The sequence below is a fragment of the Paenibacillus sp. FSL H7-0690 genome, assembly GCF_037980415.1.
GTDB lineage: Bacteria > Bacillota > Bacilli > Paenibacillales > Paenibacillaceae > Paenibacillus_AQ > Paenibacillus_AQ odorifer.
The window spans coordinates 1,024,490-1,037,546 of sequence record NZ_CP150281.1 but is presented as its reverse complement, the minus strand read 5'-3'; the positions used below and the strand labels follow the sequence as shown (position 1 = coordinate 1,037,546).

Here is a 13,057-nt window from a genome sequence, read left to right as displayed (position 1 = left end):
ACGGGGGCTGTGCTGTGAAGTAGAACAGTATATGATATTACAATCCGTAAAAAGCTTGCAGCTGACGCACGATTTCATCCTTGTCATGATCCACTACGGTTTGATGTTGTGGCATCTCGAACAATGCTTTAATCTGTGCCGGGAATTCCTGCTTAATATCAATCAAAGTAATTGCCTCATCGAACTTAGCTGGATGTGCAGTCGCAAAGGTAATGCCAATCTCATCCGGGCCATTAAAAGCTTCGTAAGCCGCGATTCCACATGCTGTATGTGGATCAAGCAGGTAGCCGTGTTCTTTTTGATACTTAGCGATCGTATTCAAGCATTGATCATTCTTCACACCCAGCGCTGCAAAATCCTTCTGCACCTGCTGAAGCGCCTCGCCTTCAACCGTAATCTTGCCTTCGGTTTGCAGCTTGGACATATACGCGGATAACTTCTCAGAATCCTCGCCTACCAGATAATACAGATACCGTTCGAAATTACTTGCCACTTGGATGTCCATCGAAGGGCTGTAAGTGCTTGTGAAATTACCTGGTTTGTATTCGCCAGTATTCACGAAACGCTCCAAAATATTATTTTCATTCGTAGCAATGATTAGCTTGTTAATAGGAAGCCCCATTTGCTTAGCCAAATAACCCGAGAAAATATTACCGAAGTTACCGGAAGGCACGCTGATATTAATCTTCTTCTCGTTGCTGCCATCGACATGCAGATATGCATAGAAATAATAAACAGTCTGCGCCAGAATCCGCACAAAGTTAATGGAATTAATTGCACGCAGATGATACCGACCTTTAAAGTCCAGATCTGCGAACAGATCCTTAATCACCTTCTGGCAATCATCAAAGTTACCATGAACAGACAGATTCAGTACATTGCTGTCGTCCACCGTAGTCATCTGCAGCTCCTGCACTTTACTTACCTTGCCATGTGGATGGAGAATACAGATCTTGATGCCTTCTTTGCCGCGTACACCTTGAATGGCCGCCGCTCCAGTATCCCCAGAGGTTGCACCGAGGATGTGGATGATTTTGTTTTGTTTTTTGGAAATATATGAATACAGCTCACCCATAAACTGCAGCGCTACATCCTTGAAAGCAAAAGTAGGCCCATGGAACAATTCAAGGACATATAAAGAATCATCCACTTGGTGTATAGGCGTTACTTCAGGTGTGCGGAAATTGGCATAACTGGTGTTGACCATTTCCTGCAAATCCTCGTAAGGAATCTCATCATTGGTGTAATAGGCAACAATCTTCAGGAACAACTCCTGATAGCTGAGACTTCTCCACTCTTCCAACGTTGCTGCTGAAACCACTGGAATCTCGGATGGAACCATCAGCCCACCGTCGTCCGCAAGTCCCATCAACACCGTATCAATAAAACCTTTAGGTTCCACATTACCTCTTGTGCTTATAAACTTCATGCTCATCCTCCTGAACCCCTCGTTAATATATGACAAGAATATATGATAAGAAGAAACAACGTTGTCGTCCAATATAGAAGACAACTGTTTCTCGCAGAAATATAAGGCTATTATAGTTGCACCACTTATAAATTCTTATAATTAACTATAAGTTTCACCCTAAACGTTATCCTTAAGCTAGTTAGGGATGATAAAGCTATTTCTGCTTGTTTTCCCTATATACTACCACGTTTACGCGCTAAAGTCCGTTAATTCTTTGTCTTATTTTGCAGCTCTCTCCAGACCGTTTTGTTGCTGTACTGCCGTTCTGTACTAACATCTTTACCGAACCATTCCGGCTCTTTAAAGCTTTCCGCTTCCTCCAGAGATTCAAATTCAACCTCCAATACGGACAATTTCAGCTGGGAATATACGTCGATCTCAACCGTTGTGCCATTCCACACCGCTGTAATTCGCTCTTTGACCAAAGCTACCGCATTTACCGCTTCGATCATCTGATTATATAAACCCTCTGAGATAAAATATTCGATCTCTTCGCGTTTGATCCCTTTGCCATCCTTAAACGTATGCGTGTAGGTTACCTCACCTGAGTCCAGATCCGTAATTTTACGCACACGAAGCTCTTGACCACCATCTATTGCCAGATATGTCTGATCGATATTATGACGGGTAACAATCTTCAATTCTCCCTTTTGAATCAGCTGCTCCGGAAATTCCGGCAGCAGAAACTTGCGTTCGATCTCCAAAGCCATGATGTTTCGCTCCTCTTCGTGTCATATATTTTTATATTAATAATCATCATAGGGGTGTGACAAACCCAAGTCAATGTGGATTATAGGGAAATAGGACATGCTCTTGCTTAAAAAAGGCTACCGTGGGGTTCATTGTGGGATTTATGGAGGTTGTGGAAAGATAGGGCTCACCATAGATTACTGGAAACTACGGATAATTAGCGAGTCAGCCGGCGATCATTGGAATCACCATTCGATGAGTTGCTCCGTGTGCCACTGGTGAGGCTCCCCCATTCGATGAGTTGGTTCCGCTCCACGGGTCGCACTCACCTATTCGATTAGTTGGTCACGCTCCACGGGTCGTACTCACCCATTCGATTAGTTGGTCACGCTCCACGGGTCGTACTTACCCATTCGATTAGTTGGTCACGCTCCACGGGTCGTACTCACCCATTCGATTAGTTGGTCACGCTCCACGGGTCGTACTCACCCATTCGATTAGTTGGTCACGCTCCACGGGTCGTACTCACCTATTTACTTACGGACCGTATAGCCACTATTTGCGAAAAAAACGCATATTTGAGATGGTATCGGACTCAGGTGCAGCTATTTACTCCAAAACACCCCATATGGTCGCGATAATTAGCCAATAACGTCGCTGTGGTCCGAAAGTAGCCTCAATTGCCTCTTTTCTAGCAAATAAGGACTTCTGAGTCCGATCCGAAGCAGGGTACCTAGGAACCTAGCAGCAACCAAGGGAACTCTCCATCATATGTAGTCGGCGCCTTCTCATTCTTATCCCAGACCAGACCATAATGATTGGAGCATCGTTAACTGGTGGAACCCCATCATACTACCTCATACTACCTCATACTCCCTCATACTTTCTCATACTTTCTCATACTTTCTCATACTTCCTCATACTTTCTCATACTCTCTCATACTCTCTCATACTCTCTCATACCACCCCTACTTCCTATTTACTTACGGACCGTATAGCCTCTATTCGCGAAAAAAACGCATATTTGAGATGGTATCGGACTCAGGTGCAGCTATTTACTCCAAAACACCCCCTGCGGTCGCGATAATTAGCCAATAACGTCGCTGGGGTCCGAAAGTAACCTCAATTGCCTCTTTTCTAGCAAATAAGGACTACTGAGTCCGATCCGAAGCAGGGTACCTAGGAACCTAGCAGCAACCAAGGGACTCTCCATTAAATGTAGCCGACGCCTTCTCATTCTTATCCCAGACCAAACCTAAAGATTAGACCATCGTTACTGGTGGCACTCCCCCATATCTTACGGACTAATAAAAAACCGAACGAAAATCAGAGGAAATCCTGAAATCCGGTCGGCTCGACGGCAGCACTTATTTTATTTCTTTCATAAATGCCTGAAAGTCTTTTACGATTTCTTTTGCTTTAGTGCGATATAAATAATGTCCCTCTTCAAACTTCACTATTTTTCCATGCACAGAGTCCTTGATTTGCTTTTCATGCTCTGGTATCCATCTATCCGTTGCTGGTTGATTCGCTTGTATAAAGAAAATAAGAGGAAGATTTTTAGGAAATGTTAAGCTTTCAGCTGATTTAAAATTAGAATACATCATTCCAGCTTCATTTAATTGGGTAGGATTAAATATGTTTTTGCGATTGATCAGTCTCATTTGTTCTTTTGTTTTATCATCAAATGGTAGTTCAGCAATTGGGTCAGCACTAAATTTCATTTGCAATCTGATTAAACCTGATTTTTTGAGCAGATTTATAGCTCTTAATTCCGAAGCTTCGATCTTCCTCTCGCTTATCGATGGAACACTACTATCAAGCCCGACAAATGCACTCACTTCATTTTCATACTTGTTAACATAATCTAGTCCATATATGCCTGAAATAGAGTGGCCCATTAGAATATAACGGTCAATATTAAGAGCCTGTAAAGCTTCATGAATTTCACTTACAATATTCTCTGTGCTGCGCTCCTTTTTGGTCAGATCACTTAATCCATACCCAAAAGGCTCAATCATGACAACTTTGTAAAACGGCGACAGTTCATCTATTAATGCTTTAAAATCAAGAGCTGGCGCTGCTGTGCCATAACCCGGTAGTAGCACGACTGTTTCTTCACCTTTTCCTTGAATATAAACATTCATGTTTTTCCCATCTACGGGTACTAACTGACCATAGGGTTCTATTTTATTTTGTTCCGATTTATTGCTGATCAAATTAACTGTATAGACAATAGCGAGAAAAAGCACGATTGCGATGATTATTGCTCCTACTACTTTAAGTAGTATGTTTAGTATTTTACTTGTTCTCGTGCCCGCCTTCATTTTCATTCTTTCTTTTATTTCCACTCGTATCTTCTCCTGTCATCAGCTGTGTTTTGGACTACCATAACTAACTGCTAAGCTAAGATTAACCAATGAAGATGTACTCTCTATGACCTCAATATGAACGGAATATGAACATGCAAAAAAAGCTATAGTGTCATGCACAAGGGTAGCTGCACAGGATGCCATAACAGGAGGAATATATGTGTGGAGGTGGATACGATCAAGGCTGCCTTGCCATCCGCAGCTTCAGCTGATTCAAATTCATCTTTGAACAAAAAAAGCAAACCACGAGCTAGGCTCATGGCTTGCTGATGACTTGCAATAAACTCTATTCCTGCACCTTCAATTTATAACATCCGCTAACAAAATCCTGCTGGATATCCGGCAGAGCCAGTCCAGCCTGCATTAGCCGATCACCACCGTAAACCTCACCACTTGCCTCCAGAATGTAATCCAGCTGCGGATTTAAACCATTCAGCTTCAGGCTACGGCGGGGCGGGTGCGGCACAGCCATTACCCGGAAGTAATAAACTAATGCCTCACGCTGATCATCGGACACGAACATCCATGCTGTCTCATTGCCCTCAAATGGGCTTTGCAGCCGGTACAGATTCCCTTGCTGCACAAGACTGCGGATTTGTTTATAGTTCGCAACCTGTTCCTTCACAAGTTCCTTCTCTTCGTCTGTAAACTTCGTAAGATCCAGCTCATAACCGAAATTACCGGACATAGCTACATCTCCACGAAAAGACAGCGGGGTGATCCGTCCTACCTGATGATTCGGCACGGCAGACACATGCGCGCCTATCGAACTAACCGGATACACCAGACTTGTTCCATACTGAATCTTCAGTCGTTCCACAGCATCGGTATCGTCACTGGTCCAGGTCTGCGGCATGTAATGCAGCATGCCTGGGTCGAAGCGGCCACCACCACTACAGCAGCTCTCGAACAGGATATGCGGAAACTCTGAAGTTATTCGCTCCAATAGCTCATACAGACCAAGCACATAACGATGTGCGGTTTCCCCTTGGCGTTCAGAAGGTAACTCTGCAGAGCCAATCTCCGTTAAACAACGGTTCATATCCCATTTCACATAACTAATAGGCACGGTCGAGAAAATCCGGGACAGTGACTCATAAATGTACTGACGTACATCCTCCCGAGTATAGTCCAGCACCAATTGCCAGCGGGCTTCGCTACGGCGGCGTCCCGGCACATGCAGACACCAGTCGGGATGCTTACGATAGAGCTCGCTGTCTGGCGAGATCATCTCCGGCTCGAACCAGAGGCCAAACTGCAAGCCTAGATTGTTCACACGCTGCGCCACATCAGACAATCCGCCTGGAAGCTTGCGCAGATCCTCTACCCAGTCTCCGAGAGAGGAGTTATCTGCATCTCTTTTGCCAAACCAACCGTCGTCCAGTACGAATAGCTCTATCCCGAGTTTCGCTCCTTCCGCCGCAATCGACTCCAATTTATCCGCATCGAAGTTGAAATAGGTGGCTTCCCAATTGTTGACCAGAATGGGCCGTTCCTTATCTCTATATAACCCTCTGCATAAACGGGTCCGGTACAGGCGATGATAGGTTCTCGACATTTCCCCGATCCCCTCGGAAGAATACACCATCACTACTTCTGGGGTCTGGATTTGTTCGCCCGGCTCCAGCAGCCAGGAGAAATCAAATGAATTCAGCCCCATCGTAAACCGGGTCATCCCGAAGGAGTCGACCTCTGCCTCAGCTTCAAAGCCTCCACTATATACAAGACTGAAGCCGTAGGCCTCTCCATGATTTTCATCCGTTTCAGGTTTCACCAGCGCTGCAAATGGATTAAACTGGTGGCTGCTCATCCCTCTGCGGCTCCCAATGGTCGTACCCCCTTGCACCAGACGTCTACGGGTCAGATTACCTTCCCTTGACCAAGCTCCTGCCAAATAGATCATATCCATATCGCCAGACGAGAAATCGACACTAGCACTCAGTGCACGCTGCAATCGCAGCTGTGTTTCCCCCGCATTGGTGAACTCCACAGAGCGGGTGATTACGTTGGTATGTTCAAAAACCGTATAGCGCAAAATAACACTCAGCTTGGCGTAATCATCCTTAAGTGTAAGCTCCAACGTCTGTGCTTCTTGCGCAGACTCAACATATACAGATGGCAGACCCGGCAGTGAGGGTTTACCCTCAACTACCCGGTACCCGCTGTATTTCAGCTCTGTAATACGAGTGCCGTCTTCGAGCCGAACTTGATAAGCAGGTGTTCTGAAATCTCCCGTGCCGTATTGGGGATATTCCTGCGGGAGCCGGTCGAGACCCGTATTTCCTCCCAGATTCAACAGCCCTTCCAAATTGCTGCCACTACGCAGCTTCTTGCCCCAATACACATGTGCCGGATAATCATTAACAAGCTGAAGAATATAACTCATCCCTGCGCTCTGTAAATGGAATAATCCCTTATCTTCCTGAACTAAAATCCCCATGTGCCAGTCCTTCTCTCCTTAGGATTTACAGCAAATCTTCGCTCACAAAATCAACCATCGATTGAACCTTTAGCCCTTTAGGTGCGGCAGGAATCCAGTCTCTTCCATCGTTCCCGCGTTGTGAGAACTCTATCGTCTTGGTCTGACCTGGGAGAAGGTCAAAATAATTGTCAGAGAATATTCCTTCCTCTTCCGAAGTCAGGTATACACCTCTAGCCAATACATCACTGGTCACGGTGAAGCTTAATCCACTGCTCTCTGGAGTTTCCAGCACGGTAATTACTGAGCGCTGCAATGGAATTTCTTTTTCCGGAGTAAAATAATGCAGCTTGTGATCTATCACCTGGCCATCCGCCTGCAAGCCAATTCCAAGCAATACATCACCCACCCCTTGACCTTCTAGCAGCTCTGCCACAGGAGACGAGAATACGATAGCAGCAGAATCAGCTCCCAGCTCAACGGGATGTGCCCACTCTCGCAGCACCGAACCGTTAAACTGATACAAAGTAAGCACCAACTCAGCGCTCACTGCTGTTCTTAAATCAGATACGACATGAACGTCTACCTTCTCACGGTCTGTACCGTCGATAGACAACAGAACATCTTTGAAGCTTGAACGCACGGTATATTGCAGGGCTTTCCAGCGCCCGTTATAATCCATGCCCGCCCAAGAAGCCACCGGCCAGCAATCATTCATCTGCCAGTATAAAGTGCCCATACAATAAGGTTTATTTCTTCTATGGCTTTCAATCGCGATTCGGATCGCTTCGGCCTGCAGGATTTGACTCATATATAAAAAAGCTTTGAAGTCCTTTGGCTGCGGCAGATACATATCCATATATTCTTTGATCAGCAGATTACCGCGACCATTCTTCTGATGCGCCAGCATCACCTCTGAGGTAAGCTCCAAATCCTGCTCTTCCGCATAGCTCATTACCGTTTTTAGTTCCGGGAACGACTGGAAGCCATATTCACTCATGAAGCGGCCAACCTTTGTATTATAGTTCTCAAAAGGTTCGATTCCGTGCCACACGCCCCAGTAATGCACATCCCCTTCGCCCACAATCCGCGTCGCATGCTGATTAATATCGCCAGTCAGCTCCCGCAACGGCGAAGACGGCCAGTAGTCCACTCCCGGATGGAACGCGGCTACAGCCTCCGGCAGAATACGGTGGAAGATTTTAATATAATCGGCCCACATTGTCGCTCTTTGCTCAGCGCCGAGTTTTTCTTTCCAGCCCCAGCCCATATTTTCCTCGAACTGTGACCAGGCCGAATCAATCTCGTTGTTGCCACACCATAAGGCGATGCAGGGATGATTGCGCAATCTTTTGACGTTATATTCGGCTTCTTTTTTCACATTTTCAAGGAACGCCTCGTCTCCGGGATACATACTGCAAGCGAACATAAAGTCCTGCCAGACCAGCAGTCCGTATTCATCACAGAGCTGATAAAAAATATCTTCTTCATATATACCGCCGCCCCAAACGCGCAGCATATTCATATTCGATTCTACTGCCGTGGCAATTTCATGCCGATACCGCTCCTCGGTTACTTCTGTGGTGAAGCTGTCATTTGGAATATGATTGGCACCTTTGGCGAAGACGGAAACTCCATTCAGCGCAAAAGAAAACGAAGCTCCTTTGGCATCACGCTCCCGAATCAATTCAATACTGCGAAGCCCAGTCCGCACACTTTTGCTAACCTCTACTTCCGCATCTTGTATCAATTCTGCCTGGAATGTATATAAATGAGGCTCTCCGAGCCCTCTGCACCACCAGAGCTGTGGCTCGGATATAACAATATTCATCTCTAATTGCTGCTTGCCTTCTTCTAAAGTAACCGCTTGCATCCACTCCAAACCATCGGCACTTATTCGCAGCATTCCCCGCCAAGCAGCAGGAGCATCCACTTCTACAATTGCGGTCAGGCGAGCTTCTTCCTTAGCAATCACATTTTGACGGATATAGAGGTCTGTAATTTGAACGGTGTCACGTCCCACCAGAGCTGCCGCACGCCATATTCCACTGGTCAAGAAACGCGGGCCCCAATCCCAGCCGTAATGATAAGGTGCTTTGCGCGCAAAAATACTAATCCGTTGTTCATCTAATCCCCCAAGCTCGGATTGATCATTCGAGGCAGGCAGCGCGTAACCCAGCTTCGCTAATTTCGGTAAATCTTCCTTAACCACAGAGCGGAACTTCACCCGTATATTATTTTCTCCAGTCTTTAACTGATCTTTGACATCCACTTTCCATGCCAGAAACATATTATCAGCAGCGAGCACATGTACATTATTCACGTACACATCTGCATAAGTATCCAGTCCCTCAAAAACTAGCTCCGTACAAGCAAGCTCCTGCCACTCTTCCCCCAACTGCAACGAGGTTTGATATTCCCAGTCCTTCTTATCGATCCACTGTAGATCATGTTCATTTGTTCCATAAAAGGGGTCTGAAATCTTCCCGTTCTTTAGTAAATCCGTATGGACTGTACCTGGCACAGTCGCCGGAAGCCACTCCTCATCACCACAGCCTCTAAATTCCCACTTCGCAAGATTCATATGCAAATGTTTCATAATACCTCCTAAAAGTTTTGTAAGCATAGACTTCTCTGAATGACTTCGCGCAAAACTCGCTTCGGAAGCAGATGCCTAAAGTTTTGTAAGCATAGACTTCTCAAAAATAGCATAAGACTTCAATTAATTCATTGAACCCTTTTGATATTCTTTGTATTTTGTTATCTGATTGTTAGGTACATGCTAATTATAAACGCAGAAACAAAACAAATAAAGACAATAAATAATAATACAATACATTTATTAACGGCTTCGATAAAGCTATAATGTTCATGTAAACGCTAACAATAAAAACGAAAAGGGGATTAAGCTATGAGAAATAAGTTATTTTCGTTATCCTTTGTTATGATTATGGTCTTATCTTCAACACTTGCTGGCTGTGGTTCGAATAATGACAACACCACGAATAACGGTGCTGCCGCAACTGAAAAGCCCGCAGCAACTAACGCAGAGAATACCGGCGGTGACACGAATGCAACTGCCGAACCTGCAGCAGGAGCTGATATCAGCGGCAAAATCACCTTCCTAACTAACAGAACAGACATGATCGGCAAAGAATATGACGAATATTTAAAGCGCTTTAATGAAAAATACCCGAACATTAAAGTCGAATTCGAAGCTTCCCAAACCGACTATAACCAACAGGCTAAAGTCAGAATGGCCAGCGGCGAGCTTCCAGACGTTATGTTTATTCCTTCCATCCCTAACTCCGACCTGCCGAAATATTTTGCTTCACTGGATGATCTCGGCTTGAACGATCAGATCACCTTTAAAGACTTCAAATCCTTTGATGGTAAGCTTTACGGAATTACTACAGGGAACTCTACTTCCGGTATTGTTTATAACAAAACAGCATTCACTGATGCCGGCATCACCGAAACGCCTAAGACTTGGGATGAATTCCTGGCTGCCTGCGAGAAGCTGAAAGCAAAAGGTGTTATTCCAATGTCCTCTAACTTTAAAGACAAATGGCCACTTGGTACTTGGGCTTATGACACACCACGCTTAATTGAAGGCAATCCTGATTTTCCAAATGCTAAGCTGAACTCTGAAACACCATTCACTATGGACAACGGTTATGGCAAAGCTTTCAGCCTACTTAGAGAGCTCAATGAAAAAGGCTATCTGGAAAAAGACATCAACTCCACCAACTGGGAGCAATCGAAAAAGGACATCGCTTCCGGCAAATTCGCTATGTACTATCTTGGCAACTGGGTTATTAACCAAGTTATCGGAGCAGGCGCTTCTTCAGACAATGTTGGCTTCTTCCCATTCCCTTATGACAATTCGGGTAAACCATCTGCTACCCTTAGCCCTGACTTCTTCTATGCCGTTGCCAAAAACAGCAAAAATTTAGAGGCAGCTAAAGCCTTCGTAAAATGGATGATTGAAGATTCAGGTTATGAGGATTTCGCCGGCTTTATCTCTCCATTAAAAGGCAAGGAATCCAATCTGACTCAGCTGAAAGAATTCCAAGCTACCGGAGTAGAACTGGTAGAAGGAACTGTTGACGATGCAAAGGTTACAGAGATCGGCAACAAGGCACAACTGGATCTCCCTGCTGTTGTACAGGAATTTGTACTTGCCAAAGATCCACAAACCGTATTAGACAAGTGGAATAAAGCTTGGGCTAAAGCCAAGAAGGACCTCGGTTATTAATTTGAGCTTTTGATTCGAAGTACACTACGGAGCAAAATGGATTATTGCTTTTACGGATAATCCATTTTGCCTTTCCATACCACGTTTTTATGAAAGAAGGGCTAGCGATGTTCGGAACACTTTCCTATAACAAACAGAAGACGATTATCATTGTATCCTTCCTCACGATTCCTTTGTTGCTGCTCGCAACATTCACGTATTATCCGGCACTCAAGCTGATTTATTACAGCTTTACGAATTGGGATGGCTATAGCCCTGAAAAGCCTTGGGTCGGTCTCGATAATTACCGCGAAGTCTTCTCCAACCCCGATATTTTCAAGGTATTTACCCATAACTTTGCTTATTTCGCGATGGGAATTCTCCAGAATATCGTCGCTATTTATTTTGCGATTGTGCTCAATAGTAAGTTGAAAGGAAAAAATGCATTTCGAATCTTATTGTTCCTCCCTTACATTATGAACGGTGTCGCCGTCGCCTTTATGTTTGGTTATGTCTTTGACACCACCAATGGCTCTCTGAATATGTTCCTGAATAGCATCGGTCTTACCGGACTAGGACAGACCAGTTGGCTTGGAACAGAAGGACTGGTTAACTATTCTCTGGCGTCCACAGGATTTTGGCGTTTCATGGGTTATAACATGGTAATTTACATCGCCTCCTTGCAGGCCATTCCAAACGATATCTATGAGGCCTCAAAGATCGATGGTGCCGGACCTTTTCAAACACTTTGGAGAATTACTTTACCGAATATGAAGCCAGTCATCCAGCTTAACTTATTTCTTACCGTCACAGGGGCACTGGAAGTATTCGATCTCCCCTTCGTGTTGACCAAGGGCGGCCCCGCAGGCGCCAGCGAAACATACGTACAAAAAGTTGTAGATACAGCATTTGCTTACAATAATTATGGCCTCGCTTCTGCCATGAGTATTATCTTGCTTTTCTTTGTCGTCATCGTACTGTTGGTACAGCAACTAGTTCTAAGCCGGGGAGGGGACAAATAGATATGACATACTCCAAATTTCGCTTCACAGATGTTATTAAATACTTCTCGCTGCTTATCGGCGTATTTGTTGTACTCTTTCCTCCGTATGTGGTCATCGTCAATGCCTTTAAATCCACTGACGAATTTAACAGCAGCAGCTCCATGGCACTGCCAAAAAGCTTTTTGAATTTCGATAATTTCACTGCCGTCTTCCAGCGTGGGGGTCTACTTAACGGATTTGGTAATGTGTTAATCATTATAGCTATTACTTTAATTCTGAACATTCTGTTCGGCACTATGGTAGCATTTGTATTGGGACGCTTCTCTTTCAAATTGAAACCCGTTGTCTTCGGTGCATATCTAGTAGCCACCATTATTCCTAGTATCACGACACAAGTGGCGACTTTTGGTATCATCAAAAGCATGGGGCTTTACAATACACTTGGCGCCCCGATCGTGCTTTATATTGGAGCGGATGTAATTCAAATTATTTTATATCTGCAATTTATCCGTAATATTCCCGTGGATCTCGATGAAAGTGCGATGGTAGAAGGTGCCTCTCTGTTCAGAATCTATCGGTCGATTATTTTCCCTTTACTTACGCCAGCTACGGCTACTTTGATTATTCTGAAAACCATTAGCATTTACAATGACATGTACATCCCTTACCTCTACATGCCGAAACAAAGCCTTGGTGTAGTTACGACGATCCTAATGCGTTTTCAAGGGGTCAATTCGGGGGAATGGAATTTAATCTGTGCGGCTATTCTGCTTATCCTGCTGCCAACAGTAATTCTATATTTCTTCCTGCAGCGTTACATCTTTGAAGGCGTAACCAGTGGAGCGGTCAAATAAGGTAGGTAGC

The 13,057-nt window shown here is 44.8% G+C and carries 8 protein-coding genes; 3 read left to right on the top strand and 5 right to left on the bottom strand.

The window, feature by feature from the left end:
* Window positions 1-37: 37 nt before the first annotated feature.
* The 5 genes from thrC to MHI32_RS04585 form a co-directional block, all read right to left on the bottom strand.
* Window positions 38-1,429 (bottom strand): threonine synthase, encoded by a 1,392-nt coding sequence (gene thrC, locus MHI32_RS04605; protein WP_076184992.1) that lies wholly within the window; start codon window positions 1,427-1,429, stop codon window positions 38-40.
* A 248-nt stretch (window positions 1,430-1,677) separates the two neighbouring features.
* Complete coding sequence (locus MHI32_RS04600) at window positions 1,678-2,181, bottom strand: CYTH domain-containing protein (protein WP_036680734.1); 504 nt, start codon at window positions 2,179-2,181, stop codon at window positions 1,678-1,680.
* Window positions 2,182-3,528: 1,347 nt separating this feature from the next.
* Window positions 3,529-4,494, bottom strand: a complete 966-nt coding sequence (locus MHI32_RS04595) for an alpha/beta hydrolase (RefSeq protein ID WP_076194460.1) — start codon at window positions 4,492-4,494, stop codon at window positions 3,529-3,531.
* A gap of 325 nt (window positions 4,495-4,819) precedes the next feature.
* Entirely contained in the window at window positions 4,820-6,973 is a 2,154-nt protein-coding gene (locus MHI32_RS04590; protein ID WP_340011963.1) for an alpha-galactosidase, read from the bottom strand.
* A gap of 25 nt (window positions 6,974-6,998) precedes the next feature.
* Entirely contained in the window at window positions 6,999-9,551 is a 2,553-nt protein-coding gene (locus tag MHI32_RS04585; RefSeq protein WP_340011962.1) for a glycoside hydrolase family 2 protein, read from the bottom strand.
* A gap of 312 nt (window positions 9,552-9,863) precedes the next feature.
* Between MHI32_RS04585 and MHI32_RS04580 the strand changes: the two genes are divergently transcribed.
* The 3 genes from MHI32_RS04580 to MHI32_RS04570 all read left to right on the top strand — a co-directional run bounded on the left by MHI32_RS04580 (window position 9,864) and on the right by MHI32_RS04570 (window position 13,047).
* Complete coding sequence (locus MHI32_RS04580) at window positions 9,864-11,210, top strand: extracellular solute-binding protein (RefSeq protein WP_076130663.1); 1,347 nt, start codon at window positions 9,864-9,866, stop codon at window positions 11,208-11,210.
* Window positions 11,211-11,317: 107 nt separating this feature from the next.
* Window positions 11,318-12,211 carry a sugar ABC transporter permease gene (locus MHI32_RS04575; RefSeq protein ID WP_076105422.1) on the top strand — a complete coding sequence of 298 codons (894 nt, stop codon included), beginning with the start codon at window positions 11,318-11,320 and terminating at the stop codon, window positions 12,209-12,211.
* A 2-nt stretch (window positions 12,212-12,213) separates the two neighbouring features.
* Window positions 12,214-13,047 (top strand): carbohydrate ABC transporter permease, encoded by an 834-nt coding sequence (locus MHI32_RS04570; protein WP_076130664.1) that lies wholly within the window; start codon window positions 12,214-12,216, stop codon window positions 13,045-13,047.
* Window positions 13,048-13,057: the final 10 nt, after the last annotated feature.